Origin of the sequence: Bradyrhizobium sp. Bra78 (assembly GCF_024519855.1) — a bacterium.
In the GTDB taxonomy this organism is placed as follows: Bacteria; Pseudomonadota; Alphaproteobacteria; order Rhizobiales; family Xanthobacteraceae; genus Bradyrhizobium; species Bradyrhizobium japonicum_G.
Map to the genome: position 1 here is coordinate 152,102 of NZ_JALJRE010000014.1, position 18,473 is coordinate 170,574.

Sequence of the window (18,473 nt, forward strand, 5' to 3'; positions counted from 1 at the left end):
AGGAATGGTCCACGCGATTGCCGGACATCGGCACTCCGCCTGGACCCGAGGAAACAAAAACGTGCTCGACAAATCAGCCCCCACATCCTCCGTTCGCACCTCGGGCCCGCTGTCGGGCTTCCGCATCGTCGAATTCGCCGGCATCGGGCCCGGCCCGTTCGCCTGCATGATGCTGGCCGATATGGGCGCCGATGTCGTCACGCTCGACCGGGTCGGCGCGAAGAAGAGCATGAAGTCGGTCGCAGGCCGCGGCCGCAAGGTGATCGAGCTCGACCTCAAGGACAAGGCGGCGATCGCCAAGGTGCTCGATCTGCTTGCGAATGCCGATGCACTGGTCGAGGGCTTTCGTCCGGGCGTGATGGAGCGGCTCGGCCTTGGACCCGATGTGGTGCTCGCGCGCAATCCGAAGCTGGTTTACGGCCGCATGACCGGCTGGGGCCAGGAGGGCCCGCTTGCGAACGCCGCCGGCCATGACATCAACTACATCTCCATCACCGGCGCACTCGCTGCGATCGGCACGAAGGAAACGCCGGTGCCGCCGCTCAATCTCGTCGGCGATTTCGGCGGCGGCGCACTTTATCTGGTCGTCGGCGTGCTCGCAGCCCTGCTGGAAGCGCAGAAGTCAGGCAAGGGCCAGGTGGTCGATGCCGCGATGTGCGACGGCGCGGCATCGCTGATGTCGTTCTTCTTCGACATGACCACGATCGGCCGCTGGACTGAAGGGCGCAACCAGAACTTCCTCGACGGCGGCGCGCATTTCTACGGCGTCTATGAATGCGCCTGCGGCCATTTCGTCTCGATCGGCTCGATCGAGCCGCAATTCTACGCGCTGCTGCGCGAGCATGCGGGTCTGACGGATGCGGATTTCGACGCGCAGATGGACCGCAAGGCGTGGCCCGCGCTGAAAGCGAAGTTGCAGGCCGTGTTCAAGAGCAAGACGCGCGAGGATTGGTGCAGGATCATGGAAGGCACCGACATCTGCTTCGCGCCGGTGCTGACCATGTCGGAAGCCACGCAGCATCCTCACATGGTCGCCCGCAACGTCTTCGTCGAGCGTCACGGCGTGAAGCAGCCGGCGCCGGCGCCGCGTTTCTCGCGCACTCCGTCGGCGGTGCGCGAGCCGGAAGGCGCGGAGATTGGTACGGTGACGAGCGCTTGGAAGCGATAATCTTCGCACTCCGCCGCAGCGTCAAACTCCGCTGTCATCCCGGCGAAGGCCGGGACGACGCCTGTTTTAACGTGACAATGTGCTTGAAAGTAACAGCCTAGGCCGCGTTCCCCACCTTCAACACCCCGCGCCGGATCTGATCTTCCTCGATGGATTCGAACAGGGCCTTGAAATTGCCCTCGCCAAAACCGTCATCGCCCTTGCGCTGGATGAACTCGAAGAAGATCGGGCCGATGGCATTGGCGGAGAATATCTGCAGCAGCACCTTGGTCTGGCCGCCCTCGACCACGCCCTCGCCGTCGATCAGGATACCGTTGGTCTGGAGCCGGGCGACATCCTCGCCGTGCTTGGGCAGCCGCGCGTCGATCCGCTCGAAATAGGTTTCGGGCGGAGCCGGCATGAACGGAAGGCCGGCTTCGCGCAGGCCCTCGATGGTGCGGTAGATGTCGCGGCAGCCGCAGGCGATGTGCTGGATGCCCTCGCCGCGATAGATATTCAGATATTCCTCGATCTGGCCGGAATCGCCGGCGTCCTCGTTGATCGGAATCCGGATCTTGCCGTCCGGGCTCGTCAGCGCCCGCGAGAACAGGCCCGACGCGCGACCCTCGATGTCGAAGAAGCGGATCTGGCGGAAGTTGAAGAGCTTCTCGTAGAAGCCGGTCCAGACATCCATGCGGCCGCGATGGACGTTGTGGGTGAGATGATCGAGGTAGAACAGGCCGGCGCCATTGGGCCGCGGATCGCGCGCCCCCAACCATTCGAATTCGGCATCGTAGGCCGAACCCTTGGCGCCGTAGCGATCGACGAAATAGAGCAGGCTGCCGCCGATACCCTTGATCGCGGGCACGTCGAGCGTCTTCTGCGCTGGCGTCGCATCGGCAGGCTCGGCGCCGAGCGCAATCGCGCGGTCATAAGCGGCCTTCGCATCGACCACGCGGAACGCCATCGAGGGCGCGCAGGGACCGTGCGCGGCGACGAAGTCGCAGCCGTGGGTGCCGGGCTGCTCGTTGACGAGATAGTTGATGTCGCCCTGACGATAGACCGTGACCTTCTTGGTCTTGTGGCGCGCGACGGGCGCATAGCCCATCAGCTTGAACAAGGCGTGCAGCTCTTCCGGATTGGGATGCGCATATTCGACGAACTCGAACCCGTCGGTGCCCATCGGATTGTCGGCACTGATCGTAGCCGGCGGTGCATCGTGCGGAAACGGACCCATTCGCTGCTCTCCCAATTGCTTGCTGCCTGAACTATCCTTCATTGGGCGCGCAAGGAGCGTGCAAACGGGACGTCATTTCGCTATCTTATGCACAATTTGTGCATAGATTGGACATTTGACGCATGACCTCCGTAGATGCCTTCGACCTCAAGATCCTGAGCGCGCTCCAGGATGACGGCCGCCTCACCAACCAGGAGCTTGCTGAACTCGCAGGGCTCTCGGCCTCGCAATGCTCGCGCAGGCGGATGCGGCTGGAGGAGGAGAGGGTGATCGCGGGCTACCACGCCGATCTCTCCAGCGAGGCGCTCGGCTTCGGCGTGATCGCCTTCATCCAGGTGGGGCTCGCGACCCACTCGCCGGACAATTCCAAGCGCTTCCGCTCACTGGTTGGCCGTATCGACGAGATCCAGGAAGCCTATTCGCTCACGGGCGACGCCGATTATGTGCTCAAGGCCGTGCTGCGCGATCTGAAAGGACTCTCCAACCTCGTCAACGACGTGCTGATGCCGCACCAGAGCGTGGCGCATGTGCGCTCCTCGATCGTGCTTGACCGGCTGAAGGAAAGCTCGCGGCTGCCGCTGAAGGAATTGAAGGCTGGCTGAATTTGAGGGAACTACGCCCTTCGCGCCCTGGATGCGATCTGCGATGATCCGGGCTGATCTGCGGAGATTCAGCCATGGCCCTCCAGCTTCGACCGAACTGCGAATATTGCGACCGCGACCTGCCGCCGGACGCAACGAACGCGCGGATCTGCTCCTACGAATGCACTTTCTGCGCAGACTGCGTCGAGACGAAACTCTCCAACGTCTGTCCGAACTGCGGCGGCGGCTTCGTCCCGCGCCCGATCCGCCCCGCGCAGGAATGGCGGCCGGGCGTGTGCGTGACCAAGCACGTCCCGTCGGACAAGCGGGTGCATCTGAAATACAGCGCGCAGGACGTGGCCGCGCACTGCGCGAGGATCAAGGACGTGGCGCCGGAGAGACGGTGAGCCCTCTCGACGTCATTGCGAGGAGCCCTTGCGACGAAGCAATCCAGACTGCTTCCGCAGAAGATTCTGGATTGCTTCGCTACGCTCGCAATGACGGAGAATGTGGATAGAACGTCGCGTCACATCCCCAGCAATCACTCCGCCGCCAAAATCGTCCCCTCGACCTCGCCGAAGCCGACCCGGTAGCCATCGCCCTGGCACCAGCCGCGCATCACGAGACTGTCGCCGTCTTCCAGGAACGAGCGCTTGGCGCCGCCGGGCAGCTCGACCGGCTCGGTGCCGTTCCAGCTGATCTCCAAGAGGCTGCCGCGCTGGTTCTTCTCGGGCCCGGAAATCGTGCCGCTGCCGAGGAGATCGCCGACATTCATGGCGCAGCCAGAGGAGGCGTGGTGCATCAACTGCTGCACCGAGGACCAATACATGTACCTGAAATTGGTGCGGCTGATGCCGGCCGGCGCATTCGCTCCGACGGCACGCAAGGAGACGTCGAGCTCGACATCGTAATTCTGCGGCTTGCCCTGCTTGAGATAATCCAGTGGCGCCGGCTCCTGCTCCGGCCCCTTCAGGCGGAACGGCTCCAGCGCCTCGCGCGTCACCACCCACGGGCTGATCGAGGTCGCAAACGCTTTGGCGAGGAACGGCCCGAGCGGCACATATTCCCATTGCTGGATATCGCGCGCGCTCCAGTCGTTGAGCAGCACGAAGCCGAAGATCATCTCCTCGGCTTGGCTCTCCGCGAGCATGCCGCCCATCGGCGATGGCTGGCCGACCACCACGCCCATCTCCAGCTCGAAGTCGAGCCGCTTGCACGGCCCGAAGCTCGGCATCTCGACGTTCGGCGGCTTCAGCTGCCCGCGCGGGCGCTTCACCTTGGTGCCGGAGACCACGACGGTCGAGGCGCGGCCGTTATAGGCGATCGGCATATGCAGCCAGTTCGGCTGCAGCGCATTGTCCTTGCCGCGGAACATCACGCCAACATTGGTGGCATGCTCCCTGGAGGAATAGAAATCGGTGTAGCCGGAGACCGCGAACGGCAGATGCAGCCTGACGTCGCGCATCGGCACCAAGGCTTGCTTGCGCAGCTCGTCATTGTCGCGCAGCTCCGGATGATCCGCGCGCAAGAGCTCGCTGATCCGCGCCCGCGTCTTCGCCCAAACCTTCGGCCCGAGCGCCATGAACGGATTGAGCGAGGCGCCGGAGAACACGCCGAGCGGGCCGACGTCGAGCCGGGAATCCTGCTCGAGCTCCCAGAGATCGAGCACATAATTGCCGATCGCAACGCCGACGCGCGGCGTCGGATTGGTCGCGGTCGAGAACACGCCGTAGGGCAGGTTCTGGATCGGGAAGTCGGAGGACGGATCGACATCGACGAAGGAGCGGAGGCTGGGGTTGTTGGGGTGGGTCGTCACTTTTGGCCCGGTCCTTTCTTCCTTCTCCCCTTGTGGGAGAAGGTGGCGCTAAGCGCCGGATGAGGGGTTCTATCCGCGAGTCCAAATGAGTTAGGGTCACTCGCGGACAGAGACCCCTAACCCGTCTCGCCGCTCCGCGGCGAGCCACCCTCTCCCACAAGGGGAGAGGGGAAGACCGCTAAGGCCGGTTCGGATCGAACCGCTTCTCGAGTCCCTTCCAGCAATCCGCGTAATCGTCCTGCAATGTCGCAGCGTTAGCGGCATGGGCGGTGACGCGCTGCGGGTAGCGGGTCTCGAACATGAAGGCCATGGTGCCGGTCAGCTTCACCGGCTTCAGTTCGCCGTTGCTGGCGTGCTCGAAGGCGTCGCGGTCGGGGCCGTGCGGCAGCATGCAATTGTGCAGGCTCATGCCGCCGGGAACGAAGCCCTGCGGCTTGGCGTCGTAGACGCCGTAGATCAGGCCCATGAACTCGCTCATGATGTTCATGTGATACCAGGGCGGACGGAAGGTGTTGTCGGCAACCATCCAGCGCTCGGGGAAGATCACGAAGTCGATGTTCGCGGTGCCCGCGGTCTCCGACGGCGAGGTCAGCACGGTGAAGATCGACGGATCGGGATGGTCGAAGCCGATCGCGCCGACCGGCGAGAACGTGCGCAGATCGTATTTGTAGGGCGCGTAATTGCCGTGCCAGGCGACCACGTCGATCGGTGAATGCGGCAAGGTCGTCTTGAACAGCGCACCGCCCCATTTCACATAGAGCTCGGTCGGCGTGTCCTTGTCCTCGTAGTACGCGACCGGCGTGAGGAAGTCGCGCGCATTGGCGAGACAGTTGGCGCCAATCGGGCCACGCTCCGGTAGCGTGAAGGCGCCGCCGTAATTCTCGCAGAGATAGCCCCGCGCCGGCCCGTTCGGAATCTCGACGCGGAATTTGACGCCGCGCGGGATCACCACGATCTCGCCGGGCTCGGCGTCGATGCGCCCGAACTCGGTGACGAGGCGCAGGTTGCCCTGCTGGAGCACGAACATCAGCTCGCCGTCGGCATTGTAGAAATGCTGGTCTACCATCGACCTGGTGATAAGGTAGACATGCGCCGCCATGCCGGCCTGCGTGTTCACGTCACCGGCCGTCGTCATGGTCTGCACGCCCTGGAGGAAGGTCATGTCCTCCTTCGGGATCGGCGCCGGATCCCAGCGCAATTGCGCGATCGGCAGGTTGTTCTCGTGGCAGGGCGCCGAGCGCCACAGACCGGCATCGGCCTTCTCGAAGCGCCCGGAATGCTTCACCGAGGGGCGGATGCGATAGAGCCAGGAGCGCTCGTTGGTGCCGCGCGGCGCGGTGAAGGGAGAGCCGGAGAGCTGCTCGGCATAAAGTCCGTAGGCGCAGCGCTGCGGCGAGTTGCGGCCGATCGGCAGCGCACCCGGCAGCGCCTCGGTCTCAAAGCTGTTGCCGAAGCCCGACATGTAGCCCGGCGTGACCTGAGCGGTGCTGCGAACGATCTGATCGGGCGAGGTGTTGATGTTCATGACTATCCTCCTCCTTGCAGGGCGGCCCACATTTCCTGGTCGCGCTTGTCGGTCCAGATCACGGGATCGTCGATTCCCGACGCCTCGTCGAAGGCGCGCGACACGTTGAACGGCAGGCAATGCTCGTAAATGGCGAAGCTGTGGAACTTCGGATCCATCACCTCGCGCGTCGCCGCCATCGATTCCTTCAGCGTGCGCCCCTTGGCGACCGAGATTTCGGCAGCGCCATAGAGCGAGGTGACGAAGTCGCGCGTCATCGCGATGGCCTCGCGCACCGTGGCTGTGCCCTTGAGCGCATCGCCGCGGCCCGGCGCGATCGCCTTTGGATTGAAGTTGCGGATCTCGTTCAGCGTCAGCGGCCATTCGCGCAAATGCGCGTCGCCGCAATAGCAGGCCGAGTGATATTCGATGAGGTCCCCGGAGAACATCACTTCCGCATCCGGCACCCATGCGACGATGTCGCCGGAGGTATGACCGGCGCCAAGCTGCATCAGGCGCACCTCGCGCTTGCCGAGATAGATCGACATCTCGCCTTCGAAGGTCAGCGTCGGCCAGGTCAGGCCGGGGATGCTCTGCGCATCCTGGAACAGGCGCGGAAAACGGCCGTATTCGGAATCCCAATCCTGCTTGCCGCGTTCCTCGATCAGCCGATAGGTCTCCTGCGAGGCGACGATCCCTTGCGCCTTGTAGGCGGAGGCCCCCAGCACGCGCACGGCGTGATAATGCGACAGCACGACATATTTGATCGGCTTGTCGGTGACGGTGCGGACGCGTTCGATCACCTTGTTCGCCATCGCGGGCGTTGCCTGCGCGTCGAACACGAGGCAGCCGTCGTCGCCGACGATGACGGCGGTGTTCGGATCGCCCTCGGCGGTGAAGGCGTAGAGATCGGTCCCGATCTCGGAGAAGGTGATCTTCTTCTCGGAGAGATCGCCGGTGGATGCGAAGTTCTTCGCCATCAGTTCATCCTTAAGTCAGGGGTTATTGTTGTTGCTGTTGCTGCTGCTGCTGTTGCTGCTGGCCGTCGATCATGCGGCGCGCGAGCCCGATCGCCTCGCCCAACACGTCGATGTCGCCGATGTGGTTGGCGAGGATCAGCACCAGCGCGGCGTCGAAATCGGCGCTCTGCTCGTCGGTGAGACCGCGATGCGCTTCGACGATGGCGCGAAAGGCATCGTCTGGCCGCGCGAAGTTGGAACTTGTGGAAAGCGGCATACCAGACCTCAATTCAAACCTTCGGCCCGCGACAGTGCCGCGGCAACGGCCTCGCGCGTCGGATGACGGAAGCGCGCCGCAACATAGCCGTCTGGCCTGAGCAGATAGGCGGCCCCGGGCTCGGCGTCATAGCGTTTCGCGACGAGGCCCGAGGGATCGGCCAGTCCGCCCTCGCCACCGATGCGGATGTCCTTCACGCCATCGGGCGGGTGGATCGCCGCCCCATTGCTGAACGACAGCAGGGTGAAGTCCGTTCCGCCTTTCCGGAATGCGTCTGTCAAATAGGCACTCTCGCTCGCGATCGGCGCATCCAGCATGGAACAGCCGGGCCGTGGCCCACCACGCCACGCATCCGCATCGGGCGACGACAGTGGCGAGTCATAGCTGCACGGCACCGACAGCCGGCCGCCATTGACCATGCGCTTGCCGAATTCGGTCTCCTTGGCGAGCGACAGCACCGCTTTGCGCAGCCGCGCCTCCTGATGCGAGTTCGGCGCCATGAAATCGGTCGATCGGGTGGATTCGCGGATGTTCTCGTCGGCCGCCATGCTGCGCTCGACATGGTAGCTCTCCAGCAGGCTTGCGGGCGACCTGCTCCGCAGCACGCGATCGAGCTTCCAGGACAGATTTTCCGCGTCTTCAAGGCCCGAATTGGCGCCCCGCGCGCCGAACGGCGAGACCTGGTGCGCGGAGTCGCCGGCAAAGATCACGCGGCCATGGATGAAGCGGTCCATGCGGCGGCACTGGAATTTGTAGAGCGAGATCCACTCGAACTCGAACTTGTCGTGCCCGAGCATGCGCGCGATCCGCGGCCGCACGTTCTCCGGTTTCTTCTCGACGGCGGGATCGGCATAGCGATTGAGCTGGAGGTCGATGCGCCAGACGTCGTCGGGCTGCCGGTGCAGCAGCGCGGAGCGCCCGGCATGGAACGGCGGATCGAACCAGAACCAGCGCTCGGTCGGGAATTCCGCGGTCATCTTGACGTCGGCGATCAGGAACTGGTCCTCGAAGACCTGGCCGGCGAACTCGGCGCCGACCATCTGCCGCAGCGACGACCGCGCGCCGTCGCAGGCGACGACATATTGCGCATGCAGGCGATAGGCGCCCTCGGGCGTCTCGATCGTCAATGCGACGGAATCGTTGCGCTGCTCGAGCGCCGTCACCTTGTTGCGCCAGCGCAGATCGACCGCAGGCAGGTCGCTGATACGATCGACCAGATAGGCCTCGGCGTAATATTGCTGGAGATTGATGAAGGCCGGCCGCTTGTGACCGTCTTCGGGCAGCAGGTTGAACTGGTAGAGCTGCTGCTCACCATGAAAAATGCGACCGACGCTCCACACCACGCCCTTCTCGACCATGCGGTCGCCGACGCCGAGCCGGTCCCAATATTCCAGCGAACGTTTCGAGAAGCAGATCGCACGCGAGCCTTCGCCGATGCGATCGGCATCGTCCAGAAGGACGACGCGCTGGCCGCGCTGGGCGAGATCGATCGCCAGCGACAGCCCGACCGGGCCCGCACCGACGACCACCACCGGATGCTCTGCCGGGTTCTGGCCGGAGCGGTCCTGATCAGGGTGGCGGCGATAGCCGAACTGGGTCTTGGCTTCGAAGGTCTTGGCTTGATAGGTCTTGACCTGCTGCGTACTGGCCTGCGCCATACACTAACCTCGGCTCTGGTCAGGAGAGGAGTGATCTGCTAGATAGTCTCACGTGCAACTATTTTGGACCGGAGCCGGCCGGCCGTCAACTGGAATTCGGAGCGCTCTCCTTGGCGAGGACATCCAGCGACATCGCGCTGAAGGCGCGGGACCGCGAAGAGGCTTCACCGCGGCCCAAGACCCGGCTCGACCTGTTCAAGTTCGTGCCGTTCCGCCTCAACCGGCTCGCGGCGGAAGTCAGTGCCGCGCTTTCGGTCGAATATCAGGAGCGTCACGGGCTCGACATCCCGGCCTGGCGCGTGATCGCAACGCTCGGCTTCCGCAACGATGCCTGCAGCGCGCAATTCATTGCGCAATGCACCCGCACGCACAAATCCACAATCAGCCGCGCGGTGACCATGCTGCTGCACAAGGACCTGATCGAGCGGGTCGAGAACGAAGCCGACCGCCGCGAATTCCGTCTGCAGCTGACAAAGAAGGGCCGCGTGCTTTACGAGGAGCTGTTTCCGCAATTGTTGCGGCGGGAAGACGAGATCCTCGCGTGCCTCTCCGCGCAGGAGCGCAAGCAGCTCTCTGCCCTGCTCGGCAAAATCGAGCAGAGCCTCGACCTGATCCAGACCAGCGAAGAGGCGGACGCCAAGCAGGCCTATTAGCCTGCGCCGTCACTTCGCAAATGACCGCGACGGCGGCAGGTGCAATGCCCAGGCATCGACCTTGTCGCTGGCGCGCGGATAGATCTCGGTCACGATCGGATCGTGGCCGGGAATGAACCGGTCAGGATGGCCGGCGAGACGCTCGATCGTCTCCCAGCCCTGTGCCATGTCGCCGACGTTGTAGACGATCGGGAAAGGGCTCCTGCGCTGGAGATTGGCGTAGTAATGCGCGGCATCGGAGGCCAGCACCACCGGCCCGCGCGCCGTCTCGACCTTGACCACCTGCAAGCCGTCCGAGTGACCGCCGACGCGGTGCACGGTGACGCCGGGCGCGACCTCGCCGTCGCCGGAATAAAAATTGACGCGCTCGCCATAGACATGCCGGACCATCTGCGTGACGTGCTCGACCGAGAACGGATGTCGCAGCAGTCCGTTGCACATGCAGCGCCCCGTCGCGTAGGCCATCTCGCGCTCCTGGAGATGGAAGCGCGCGCTCGGGAAACGGTCGAGATTGCCGGCGTGGTCGTAATGCAGATGTGTCACGATGATGTCGCGTATGGCTGACGCCGCCACACCAAAGCGCTCCAGTGCATCGACCGGATTGAGCGTCAGCTTGCGCGCCCGTGCGCTCGCCTCCTCGGCATTGAAGCCGGTATCGACCAGGATATCGCGGCCGCCGCCGCGGATCAGCCAGACGAAATAGTCGAGATCCTGCGCTGCGCTGTCATGCGGATCCGGCGCCAGGAAGTTCATGCTGGGGGTGCGCGGCGACATCGTCGCATAGCGCAGGGCGTAGATTTCGTAGGCGTTTCCCATGGCTTTGATCTTGCTTTTTTTTCTGAGTGGACCTTCAGGCGCGATTAATCGCACCAAGCCATTGTCCGTCGCAAAGGTCAAACACCGGAGATTGCGAAGGGCACCGGCCCGCAATGTGAGACCAATCACATTCTTGTCGCCATGACTGCCCTAACGTGCAACGGCAATACCAACCAGAATGTATCGAGTCCAACCGTGACCGCCCGTTTATTCCCCTCGCAACGTGCCCGGCCGTCGCGGTCAATTGTCGCGATAACGCCGAATCTGCAAGCGGTTGACGCCCCCCTTCCCCGGTTTGATAATGCACTTTGCGTAAGTTAAGGTCGCCGCGGCGCAAGCTGGAACGGCGCCTTTTTGGCTGGACCGCGCTGATTATGAAAATTCGCCTTCTTTTCCTTCTGCCCCTGCTTGTCTCGCTCATCCCGACGGCGCCGTCGCGGGCGGCCGGTGATCGCTTTGCGCTGGTCATCGGCAACGCCAAATATCCAGACGCCGACGCCCCGTTGAAGGAACCGCTCAACGATGCGCGCGACGTCGCCGACGAGCTCAAGCGCGACGGCTTTTCCGTCGAGATCGGCGAGAACCTGACCGGCGACGGCATGCGCCGCGCTTTCGACAAGCTCTACAGCAAGATCAAGCCGGGGTCGGTGGCGCTGGTGTTCTTCAGCGGCTTCGGCATCCAGTCGGCGCGGCAAAGCTATTTGCTGCCGGTCGACGCGCAGATCTGGACCGAATCCGACGTGCGCCGCGACGGCGTCGGCCTCGAAACCGTGCTCGGAGAGCTCAATACCCGCGGCGCCGGCGTCAAGATCGCGCTGGTCGACGCCAGCAGGCGCAACCCGTTCGAGCGCCGGTTCCGCAGCTTCTCGGCCGGCCTCACGCCCGTCATCGCGCCGAACGGCACGCTGGTGATGTATTCGGCGGCGCTGGCCTCGGTGGTCTCGGACGTCGGCGGCGAGCACAGCCTGTTCGTCCAGGAACTGCTCAAGGAAATCCGCGTCCCCGACCTGATGGCCGAGGAGACGTTGAACCGCACCAAGATGGGCGTCACCCGCGCCTCCCGCGGCGAGCAGGTGCCGTGGATATCCTCGTCGCTGGCCGAAGATTTCTCGTTCATTCCGGGGGCCGGCGGATCGCGTCCGACAACGACGCCGCCACCCCCGCCTCCCGCGCCGCCGCCCGTCGTCGCCAACAACCCGCCACCGGCCCCACCCGCGCCGCCGTCACCGCCTCCGGCACCGAAGCCGGCCGACACGGCGGTCGCGCCTGCGCCGGCTCCGTCACCAAAACCTCAGGTCGAGGCAGCCTTGCCGCCGGCGCCACCGCCGGTGAAGCCGGCCGAGACCACCCCCGCGCCAAGCATGGATAGCGGGCCGAGCGCGGCCGTGCTGGCGGAGGACCCGACCATCAAGGGACTGACGGCCAAGATCGCCGCCAATCCGGACGACGTGAACGCGCTGTACCGGCGCGGCCAGGTCTATGCCAGCAAGGGCGCCTACAACCTGGCCATCAAGGATTTCGACGAGACGCTCCGGATCAACGCGAAAGACGTCGAGGCTCTGAACAACCGCTGCTGGACCCGCACCGTGATTGGCGACCTCCAGGGCGCGCTCAAGGATTGCAACGAGGCCCTGCGGCTGCGGCCGAACTTCGTCGACGCGCTGGACAGCCGCGGGCTGGTCAATTTGAAATCGGGAGCGGTCAAGAACGCCATCGCCGATTTCGACGCGGCCCTGAGGATCAATCCGCGCCTGACCTCCTCGCTGTTCGGACGCGGGATCGCCAAGCAGCGCAATGGCTCGGCCCAGGAAGGCGCGCTCGACATCGCCAATGCCAAGGCGATGGACCCGAACATTGTTCAGGAATTCGCAAGCTACGGAGTGCGTTGATATTTCTTTGAATCGAGGCCGGTGTGCCTCGAACCCCCGGCGGCCCGGCGAAGACTAACCGAACGGATGCCGCAAGCCGCCCTTTCGGGGCTGATTGCAGAGATTTTGGAACCGCGCCAGCTGGCTGCGCAGGAGGGACTGGCTATGAGATTGGCTGCAAAGGGACTTACCGCGATCCTGTCCATCATGACCATCGGCGCCGCCCTGTCGCTGACGACCCCGCTCGCCTTCGCGGGCGACGACGGCAACAGCAAGAACGTCACCGAGGACGAGATCGTGCGCGCGCTGGCACCGCCGGCGAAAAAGCCGCTGACCCGCGGCCTTTCGATCGCTCCGCAGGCCGATCCCGCACCGAATGCGGCGGAGACCAAGCTGATCCAGTCCGTGCGCGGCCGCTCGACGCGCTCGCTCTCGTCGACCGAGCGCGAGGAAATCGCGTCGGTGGCCAAGGACAAGCCGAATATCGATCTGGAAATCACGTTCGACTACAACTCGGCCAATATCAGCGCCAAATCGCTTGCCTCGGTACAGGCGCTCGGTCGCGCGCTGACCAGTCCCGACCTGAAAGGTTCGACCTTCGTGGTCGCCGGCCACACCGACGCCGCCGGCGGCGAGGGCTACAATCAGGACCTGTCGGAGCGCCGCGCGGATTCGATCAAGCGCTACCTCGTCGACAAGTACAGCATCTCCGCGACCGATCTCGTCACCGTCGGCTACGGCAAGAGCAAGCTGAAGGACCCGAGCCAGCCGTTGGCGGAGGTCAACCGCCGCGTGCAGGTCGTCAACATGGAAAACAAGACCACCGCATCGAAGTGAGCACGACGTAATCCTTTGAAGTGACAAGTCGTGATGTGGTGTAAAGTCTCGCTCCCGGAGCGCGTCCCGCAGCCTTGCGGGACGCTGCTTCATTTCGCGGAAACGCTCGCTATGGGCCGCGTGCGGATGGCCGTGAGCCAGGCCAGGACGATCCGGCGATGAATCTCTCCGAATATCTAAAGCCGGCCGGAACGGTCGTCTTCGTCGTCGCGCTCGGCGTCGGCTATTACCTGTTCGAGCACCGGCATCGCGCCGAGCCCAAGGAAACGCCGAGCGAGGCGCAGGTCATCGTGACCAAGTCGACCAATGCGTGCTTCTCGGACCTGGTCCGGGTGACCGGCTTCTTCGTGCCGCGCCGTGAGGCCGTGGTCGTCGCCGACCAGGAGGGATCGAGGGTCACTGACCTCTTCGTCACCGAGGGCACCCTTGTCACCGACAATCAGGAATTGGCGCGCCTGACCGCGCCGCCCCAGATTCCGGGCCAGCAGCAGCGGCCCGGCCCGCAAGGCCCGGTTTCGCTGAAGGCGTCCGCGCCGGGCCTCGTCACCGAAGTTCGCACCATCGTCGGCGCGCCGGCCTCGCCGCAGGCCGGCCCGATGTTCCGCATCGCCGTCAATAACGAGATCGAGCTGGACGCGCAGGTCCCGGCGGTGCACATGCCCAAGCTGAGCTCAGGCGCGACCGTTCGCATCAGCCGCGACGACGCGCCCGATTTGATCGGCAGGGTTCGGCTGGTCGCGCCCGAAATCGATCGCGCGACCCAGCTCGGCCGCGTCCGCATCAGCGTCACCAACAATCCCTCGCTGAAAGTCGGCGTGTTCGCCCGCGCCTCGATCGACGCCAAGCGCAGCTGCGGCGTCGCGGTTCCCAAGACCGCGATCGACCATCTCACCGTGCAGGTCGTCAAGGGCAACATTATCGAGACGCGCAAGGTGCGGGTCGGACTGTCGTCCGACAGCGCCACGGAAATCCTGGAAGGCCTCGAGGTCGGCGAAATCGTCGTGGCCGACGCGGGCTCTTCACTGCATGACGGCGACCAGATCAAGACCATGTTCGCCGATGAACTCGATCGCACGCGGGTACGCTGATGGCTCTCAATATCTCGGCATGGTCGATCCGCAATCCGCTGCCGTCGGTCGTCTTCTCGATCATCCTGCTGATCCTCGGCTGGGTGTCCTTCACCAAGCTCGCGGTGACGCGGCTGCCCTCGGCAGACATTCCCGTGATCTCGGTCGCGGTGTCGCAGTTCGGCGCAGCACCCGCCGAGCTGGAATCCCAGGTCACCAAGACGGTTGAAGACGCGGTCTCAGGCGTCGAGGGCGTCAGGCACATCACCTCACAGATCACCGACGGCCTGTCGGTGACCACCATCCAGTTCGCGCTCGAGACCAACACCGACCGTGCGCTCAACGACGTCAAGGACGCGGTGACGCGCGTGCGCTCCAACCTGCCGCAGAACGTCACCGAGCCGCTGATCCAGCGCGTCGACGTCATCGGATTGCCGATCGTCACCTATGCCGCGATCTCGCCCGGCAAGACGCCGGAGCAGCTCTCCTATTTCGTCGACGACGTGGTCAAGCGCGCGCTGCAAGGCGTGCGCGGCGTCGCCCAGGTCGAGCGCATCGGCGGTGTCGAGCGCGAGATCCTGGTCTCGCTCGATCCGGACCGTTTGCAGGCGATGGGGCTGACCGCCGTCAATGTCAGCCAGAGCCTGCGCGGCACCAATGTCGACGTCGCCGGCGGGCGCGCCGAGATCGGAAAGAACGACCAGGCGATCCGCACGCTCGCGGGCGCCAAGACGCTGGGCGACCTTGCCGGCACAATGATCCCGCTGTTCGGCGGCGGCGAGGTCCGGCTCGACGACCTCGGCACCGTCACCGACACCATTGCAGACCGCCGCACCTTCGCCCGCTTCAACGGCGAGCCGATCGTCGCGCTCGGCATCAAGCGTTCCAAAGGCGCCAGCGACGTGAAGGTGGCCGAGGCTGTGCAGAAGCGCATCGACGCGCTCAAGGCCGCCTATCCCGACGTCGACCTGAAGGTGATCGACACCTCGGTCGAATATACCAACGGCAATTACCACGCGGCGATCTCGACCCTGTTCGAAGGCGCCATCCTCGCTGTCGTCATCGTGCTGTTGTTCCTGCGCGACCTGCGTGCCACCATCATTGCCGCGATCTCGCTGCCATTGTCGATCTTCCCGGCGTTCTGGGCGATGGACCTGCTCGGCTTCTCGCTCAACCTCGTCAGCTTTCTCGCCATCACGCTGTCGACAGGTATCCTCGTCGACGACGCCATCGTCGAGATCGAGAACATCGTCAGGCACATGAACATGGGCAAGTCGCCCTATCGTGCCGCGCTCGAAGCCGCCGACGAGATCGGCCTTGCCGTGATCGCGATCTCGCTGACGATCATCGCGATCTTCGCGCCTGCGAGCTTCATGTCGGGCATCGCCGGACAGTTCTTCAAGCAGTTCGGCATCACCGTCTCGGTGCAGGTGTTCTTCTCGCTGCTCGCGGCGCGCTTCGTCACGCCGGTGCTCGCCGCCTACTTCCTCAAACATGGCAATCACGAAGAGCCGCCGCCCGGCCGCGTGCTGCGGTCCTATCACAGGATCGTGGCGTGGTCGGTGAAGCACTATTTCATCACGGTGCTGGTCGGCTTCGGCGTCTTCGCCGCCTCGATCTGGAGCATCACGCTGCTGCCGCAGGGCTTCCTGCCGGCGCAGGACAGCGCGCGCTCGCTGCTTGCCCTCGAGCTGCCGCCGGGCACCCAGCTCGCCTACACCGAAAAGGTCACCGAGGACATCGTCGCGCGCCTGCGCAAGCGGCCCGAGGTCAAGAGCATCTTCGTCGACGGCGGGCGCGTCCCACCGGGGACCCAGGAAGTCCGGCGCGCCGCCTTGATCATCAACTACACGCCCAAGGACAGCCGCGACATCACCCAGCGCGAGCTCGAATTCTCGATCAGCCAGGAGCTGGAGAACGTTCCCGACATCCGCTTCTGGTTCCTCGACGAGAACGGCCTGCGCGCCATCTCGCTGGTCGTGACCGGGGTCGACGCCAACATCGTCAACAACGTCGCCAGCGAGCTCGCGACGCAGATGAAGCGGATTCCGACCATCTCGAACGTGATCTCGGAAACCACGCTGGAGCGACCCGAGCTGCGTGTCGAACCGCGGGCCGATCTCGCCGCACGCCTCGGTGTCTCGACCGAAAGCCTGTCGCAGACCATCCGCGTCGCCACCATCGGCGACGTCGGGCCGGCGCTCGCCAAGTTCGACGTCGGCGACCGTCTGGTGCCGATCCGCGTGCAGCTCGAGGATGCCGCGCGCGGCAATCTGAAGACGCTTGAACAGTTGCGCGTGCCGCTCGGCGAGCACGGCGAAAAGGGCGGCGTGCCGCTCTCGGTCATCGCCGACGTCAAGCTCGACCAGGGTCCGACCAGCATCAACCGCTACGACCGCGAGCGGCAGGCGACCGTCGCGGCCGATCTCGTCGGTTCCGCAGCACTCGGCGACGCCACCAAGAAGATCTACGACCTGCCGGTCATGAAGAGCCGGCCGAAGGGCGTGAAGGTCTCGCCCTCCGGCGACGCCGAGAGCCTGAACGAATTGTCCGACGGCTTTGCCACCGCGATCACGGCGGGCCTGATGATGGTCTACGCCGTGCTGGTGCTGCTGTTCGGCACCTTCCTGCAGCCGATCACCATCCTGTTCTCGCTGCCGCTCTCGATCGGCGGCGCGATCGCGGCCCTGCTCGTCACCGGCAAGCAGCTCACGACACCGGTGTGGATCGGCATCCTGATGCTGATGGGCATCGTCACCAAGAACGCGATCATGCTGGTGGAATTCGCCATCGAATCCATCCACGCCGGCAAGCCGCGCGAGGAAGCCATGATCGATGCCGGCATGAAGCGGGCCCGCCCGATCGTGATGACCACGATCGCGATGGCCGCCGGAATGATGCCGAGCGCGCTCGCGGTCGGCGCCGGCGGCGAGTTCCGCTCGCCAATGGCGCTCGCGGTGATCGGCGGCCTGATCTTCTCGACCATCCTGTCGCTGGTGTTCGTGCCCGCGATGTTCATGGTGATGGACGATCTCGGCGCCCTGATCTGGCGCTTCGGCAAGCGGCTGGTCGTGCACAGCGAGGATGCGGAGACCGCCGGGCATCACGAAGCCGCGCCCGCCGAAGCGGCATCAGCGCCGAAGAACATCGTGCACCCTGCGGCGGAGTAGCCGTAGCACCGACGTCAGGTACGCAAGGCAGTTCAGCGGCCTCCATCCGCGAGCCCGACATAGCCGAGGATCGTGTTCGCTACGAAACGTTCAGGCGTACCGGTCGTGCCGTGCCACTCGAGACGGTGAAAGCCTGGGTGGCGAGCTGGGGGCTCTTCCGACGAACTGCCTCGCCCCGATTGCAGCAACCCAGCGTAGCTGCCCCTTACTCGTTCCGCGCGATCGCCGTCAGCTTGGTCATGTTCCGCAGCAGGATGCGGCCCCGCTGCAGATCCAGAATCGCCTCCTTGCGCCAGGCCTGAAGCTGGCGGTTGACGCTTTCGCGGGCGGCACCGACGAAGACGCCGAGCTGCTCCTGGGAGATGTGGACCTCCGAGCCGAAATCGGCGGCGAGCGCGCAGAGCCGCCGCGCCAGTCGCACCGGCAGCGGTTGCAGCATGGACTCTTCCATGCGCTCGCTCTGCCAGCGGATGCGCTGGCAGAGCAGCGCGATGATCTTGATCGCGACCTTCGGCTCGCGTTCGAGGAAGGCGAGAAAATCTTCGCGCCGCAGCACGAACAATTCGCTGGCTTCGCCCGCGGTCGCATCCGCCGTGCGGCTCTGGCCGTCCAGCACCGCAACCTCGCCGAACAGATCGCCCGGCCCCATGAAATTCAGCGTCAGCCGGCTGCCGTCGGAGGCGCCGGTCTCGATGCGGACCTGTCCGCGGCGCACGCCGAACAACGCGTCGCCCGCATCGCCCTTCTGGAACAGCACCTCGCCGTTCCCCAGATGCTGGGTGTGGCAGAGATTCGACAACCGCTGGAGCTCGTCTGCGCCGAGATCAGCGAACATCGCGTTCATCTTCAGGATGACCGCAAATTCGGCCTGCTTGCTCATTTC

16 protein-coding genes are annotated in these 18,473 nt (G+C 64.7%); 8 read left to right on the forward strand and 8 right to left on the reverse strand.

Annotation, left to right across the window (positions count from 1 at the left end):
• Positions 1 to 61: 61 nt before the first annotated feature.
• Positions 62 to 1,168, forward strand: a complete 1,107-nt coding sequence (locus tag OC450_RS27700; RefSeq protein WP_262049026.1) for a CaiB/BaiF CoA transferase family protein — start codon at positions 62 to 64, stop codon at positions 1,166 to 1,168.
• A gap of 97 nt (positions 1,169 to 1,265) precedes the next feature.
• Here the strand turns inward: OC450_RS27700 and hppD are convergent, their stop codons facing one another.
• Positions 1,266 to 2,384 (reverse strand): 4-hydroxyphenylpyruvate dioxygenase, encoded by a 1,119-nt coding sequence (gene hppD / locus OC450_RS27705; protein WP_256805425.1) that lies wholly within the window; start codon positions 2,382 to 2,384, stop codon positions 1,266 to 1,268.
• A gap of 122 nt (positions 2,385 to 2,506) precedes the next feature.
• Between hppD and OC450_RS27710 the strand changes: the two genes are divergently transcribed.
• Together OC450_RS27710 and OC450_RS27715 are read left to right on the forward strand one after the other, a co-directional pair.
• Complete coding sequence (locus tag OC450_RS27710) at positions 2,507 to 2,986, forward strand: Lrp/AsnC family transcriptional regulator (protein WP_256805424.1); 480 nt, start codon at positions 2,507 to 2,509, stop codon at positions 2,984 to 2,986.
• A gap of 74 nt (positions 2,987 to 3,060) precedes the next feature.
• On the forward strand, positions 3,061 to 3,372 hold the full coding sequence (locus OC450_RS27715; protein ID WP_262049027.1) for a DUF1272 domain-containing protein: 312 nt from the start codon (positions 3,061 to 3,063) through the stop codon (positions 3,370 to 3,372).
• Positions 3,373 to 3,506: 134 nt separating this feature from the next.
• On the opposite strand, the gene fahA is transcribed toward OC450_RS27715, so the two are convergent.
• The 5 genes from fahA to OC450_RS27740 all read right to left on the reverse strand — a co-directional run bounded on the left by fahA (position 3,507) and on the right by OC450_RS27740 (position 9,179).
• On the reverse strand, positions 3,507 to 4,781 hold the full coding sequence (fahA, locus tag OC450_RS27720) for a fumarylacetoacetase (protein WP_262049028.1): 1,275 nt from the start codon (positions 4,779 to 4,781) through the stop codon (positions 3,507 to 3,509).
• Between the two features lie 178 nt (positions 4,782 to 4,959).
• Positions 4,960 to 6,306 (reverse strand): homogentisate 1,2-dioxygenase, encoded by a 1,347-nt coding sequence (gene hmgA, locus OC450_RS27725; protein WP_262049029.1) that lies wholly within the window; start codon positions 6,304 to 6,306, stop codon positions 4,960 to 4,962.
• Positions 6,307 to 6,308: 2 nt separating this feature from the next.
• Entirely contained in the window at positions 6,309 to 7,265 is a 957-nt protein-coding gene (locus OC450_RS27730) for an MBL fold metallo-hydrolase (protein WP_262049030.1), read from the reverse strand.
• 22 nt (positions 7,266 to 7,287) lie between these two features.
• Positions 7,288 to 7,521: a DUF2783 domain-containing protein gene (locus OC450_RS27735; RefSeq protein ID WP_262049031.1), complete on the reverse strand. Its 234-nt coding sequence runs from the start codon at positions 7,519 to 7,521 to the stop codon at positions 7,288 to 7,290.
• A gap of 8 nt (positions 7,522 to 7,529) precedes the next feature.
• Positions 7,530 to 9,179, reverse strand: coding sequence for an FAD-dependent oxidoreductase (locus tag OC450_RS27740; RefSeq protein ID WP_262049032.1), 1,650 nt, complete (start codon positions 9,177 to 9,179; stop codon positions 7,530 to 7,532).
• 110 nt (positions 9,180 to 9,289) lie between these two features.
• Here OC450_RS27740 and OC450_RS27745 point away from each other — a divergent pair, with 110 nt between their 5' ends.
• Complete coding sequence (locus OC450_RS27745) at positions 9,290 to 9,832, forward strand: MarR family winged helix-turn-helix transcriptional regulator (RefSeq protein WP_262049033.1); 543 nt, start codon at positions 9,290 to 9,292, stop codon at positions 9,830 to 9,832.
• A gap of 9 nt (positions 9,833 to 9,841) precedes the next feature.
• Here OC450_RS27745 and OC450_RS27750 read toward each other — a convergent pair whose 3' ends face one another.
• Positions 9,842 to 10,648, reverse strand: a complete 807-nt coding sequence (locus tag OC450_RS27750; RefSeq protein WP_256805416.1) for an N-acyl homoserine lactonase family protein — start codon at positions 10,646 to 10,648, stop codon at positions 9,842 to 9,844.
• Positions 10,649 to 11,022: 374 nt separating this feature from the next.
• On the opposite strand from OC450_RS27750, the gene OC450_RS27755 reads away from it, so the two are divergent.
• The 4 genes from OC450_RS27755 (at position 11,023) to OC450_RS27770 (ending at position 17,590) form a co-directional block, all read left to right on the forward strand.
• Positions 11,023 to 12,537, forward strand: coding sequence for a caspase family protein (locus OC450_RS27755; RefSeq protein ID WP_211387222.1), 1,515 nt, complete (start codon positions 11,023 to 11,025; stop codon positions 12,535 to 12,537).
• 144 nt (positions 12,538 to 12,681) lie between these two features.
• The gene (locus OC450_RS27760) at positions 12,682 to 13,353 is read left to right on the forward strand and encodes an OmpA family protein (protein WP_211387221.1); all 672 of its coding nucleotides are present in this window, start codon (positions 12,682 to 12,684) and stop codon (positions 13,351 to 13,353) included.
• A gap of 158 nt (positions 13,354 to 13,511) precedes the next feature.
• The gene (locus OC450_RS27765) at positions 13,512 to 14,441 is read left to right on the forward strand and encodes an efflux RND transporter periplasmic adaptor subunit (RefSeq protein WP_211387220.1); all 930 of its coding nucleotides are present in this window, start codon (positions 13,512 to 13,514) and stop codon (positions 14,439 to 14,441) included.
• The gene (locus OC450_RS27770) at positions 14,441 to 17,590 is read left to right on the forward strand and encodes an efflux RND transporter permease subunit (protein WP_211387219.1); all 3,150 of its coding nucleotides are present in this window, start codon (positions 14,441 to 14,443) and stop codon (positions 17,588 to 17,590) included. Before OC450_RS27765 ends, OC450_RS27770 begins: the two co-directional genes overlap by 1 nt.
• Positions 17,591 to 17,795: 205 nt before the next feature.
• Here the strand turns inward: OC450_RS27770 and OC450_RS27775 are convergent, their stop codons facing one another.
• Positions 17,796 to 18,470, reverse strand: coding sequence for a Crp/Fnr family transcriptional regulator (locus OC450_RS27775; RefSeq protein ID WP_211387218.1), 675 nt, complete (start codon positions 18,468 to 18,470; stop codon positions 17,796 to 17,798).
• Positions 18,471 to 18,473 lie beyond the last annotated feature (3 nt).

Bases quoted from the DNA above. Each gene is read 5' to 3' on its own strand.
- hppD (WP_256805425.1), bottom strand. From the start codon at position 2,384: ATGGGTCCGTTTCCGCACGATGCACCGCCGGCTACGATCAGTGCCGAC.
- OC450_RS27710 (WP_256805424.1), top strand. From the start codon at position 2,507: ATGACCTCCGTAGATGCCTTCGACCTCAAGATCCTGAGCGCGCTCCAG.
- OC450_RS27715 (WP_262049027.1), top strand. From the start codon at position 3,061: ATGGCCCTCCAGCTTCGACCGAACTGCGAATATTGCGACCGCGACCTG.
- hmgA (WP_262049029.1), bottom strand. From the start codon at position 6,306: ATGAACATCAACACCTCGCCCGATCAGATCGTTCGCAGCACCGCTCAG.
- OC450_RS27730 (WP_262049030.1), bottom strand. From the start codon at position 7,265: ATGGCGAAGAACTTCGCATCCACCGGCGATCTCTCCGAGAAGAAGATC.
- OC450_RS27735 (WP_262049031.1), bottom strand. From the start codon at position 7,521: ATGCCGCTTTCCACAAGTTCCAACTTCGCGCGGCCAGACGATGCCTTT.
- OC450_RS27740 (WP_262049032.1), bottom strand. From the start codon at position 9,179: ATGGCGCAGGCCAGTACGCAGCAGGTCAAGACCTATCAAGCCAAGACC.
- OC450_RS27750 (WP_256805416.1), bottom strand. From the start codon at position 10,648: ATGGGAAACGCCTACGAAATCTACGCCCTGCGCTATGCGACGATGTCG.
- OC450_RS27755 (WP_211387222.1), top strand. From the start codon at position 11,023: ATGAAAATTCGCCTTCTTTTCCTTCTGCCCCTGCTTGTCTCGCTCATC.
- OC450_RS27760 (WP_211387221.1), top strand. From the start codon at position 12,682: ATGAGATTGGCTGCAAAGGGACTTACCGCGATCCTGTCCATCATGACC.
- OC450_RS27765 (WP_211387220.1), top strand. From the start codon at position 13,512: ATGAATCTCTCCGAATATCTAAAGCCGGCCGGAACGGTCGTCTTCGTC.
- OC450_RS27770 (WP_211387219.1), top strand. From the start codon at position 14,441: ATGGCTCTCAATATCTCGGCATGGTCGATCCGCAATCCGCTGCCGTCG.
- OC450_RS27775 (WP_211387218.1), bottom strand. From the start codon at position 18,470: ATGAGCAAGCAGGCCGAATTTGCGGTCATCCTGAAGATGAACGCGATG.